Annotated in this window: 1 protein-coding gene; it reads left to right on the forward strand. The window is 57.0% G+C overall.

Annotated elements, in window-relative coordinates; all coding sequences use genetic code 11:
• Positions 1-86 precede the first annotated feature (86 nt).
• Positions 87-1,070: an IS5 family transposase gene (locus tag WM94_RS26735; RefSeq protein WP_061552510.1), complete on the forward strand. Its 984-nt coding sequence runs from the start codon at positions 87-89 to the stop codon at positions 1,068-1,070.
• Positions 1,071-1,186: the final 116 nt, after the last annotated feature.

Genomic DNA, 1,186 nt, shown 5'->3' on the forward strand with positions numbered 1-1,186 from the left:
GGATTCTCCGATCAAGTCAGCACAGGCCATCTGACCTGTGCTGAAATAGCCCTCCGTCCAACTGCCCTCTACAAGCCCGCCATCCCATGAGCCAGATGAGCTTTTCCGATTTCGAGTACGCCGGTAAGCGCAAGCAAACCCGTCGCGAGCGTTTCCTGGCCGAGATGGAACAGGTGGTGCCGTGGAGCGGGTTGGTGGCGTTGATCGAGCCGCATTACCCTAAGGCTGGCGGTGGCCGCAAGCCGTATCCACTGGAAACCATGCTGCGCATTCACCTGTTGCAGAACTGGTTCTCGTTGAGTGATCCAGCCATGGAAGAGGCGCTGTACGAGATTACTTCGATGCGCCAGTTTGCTCGTCTGACGCTCAGCGCTCCGATCCCCGAAGACACGACGATCATGAACTTCCGGCACCTGCTGGAGAAGCATCAGTTGGCGGCGGGCATTTTGGAAACCATAAACAATTATCTGCGAGACAAGGGCCTGTCGTTGCGCCAGGGCACCATTGTCGACGCTACTATCATCCACGCACCCAGTTCGACCAAGAACAAGGAAGGCAAACGCGATCCTGAAATGCACCAGACGAAGAAAGGCAACCAGTACTTCTTCGGCATGAAAGCGCATATCGGAGCCGACGCAGAATCGGGCCTGGTACATCATGTCCATGGCACAGCCGCCAACGTGGCTGACGTGACGGAAGTTGCCCATCTGTTGCACGGTGGCGAGAACGTTGTCTGTGCTGACGCCGGTTACACCGGCGTAGAGAAACGGCCTGAGCACGACGGTCGGCAAGTGATCTGGCAGATCGCTGCGCGACGCAGCACCTACAAGCATTTGAGCAAACGCAGTGCGCTGTACAAGGCCAGGCGCAAGATCGAGAAGGCCAAAGCCCAGGTACGTGCGAAGGTCGAACATCCGTTTCGGGTGATCAAGCGTCAGTTCGGTTATGTGAAGACCCGCTTCCGTGGCCTGGCCAAGAATACGGCGCAATTGACCACACTGTTCGCGCTGTCGAATCTGTGGATGGTGCGCCGGCAATTATTGCCTGCTGCGGGAGAGGTGCGCCCGTGAGGGCAGAAAACCAAGGCTATGCCTTGGTTTTCCAATAATCAGCGGCTGAAAATCGGGGTTTTCGGCATCTCCAAGCCGTCCATTTGCGGCTGGTGGGTAACTTGTTCGGAGAATCC

It is taken from the genome of Pseudomonas sp. ABFPK, assembly GCF_001586765.1.
Taxonomy (GTDB): domain Bacteria; phylum Pseudomonadota; class Gammaproteobacteria; order Pseudomonadales; family Pseudomonadaceae; genus Aquipseudomonas; species Aquipseudomonas asiatica.

Coding starts and splice junctions, on each gene's coding strand:
- WM94_RS26735 (WP_061552510.1), top strand. CDS start 87: ATGAGCCAGATGAGCTTTTCCGATTTCGAGTACGCCGGTAAGCGCAAG.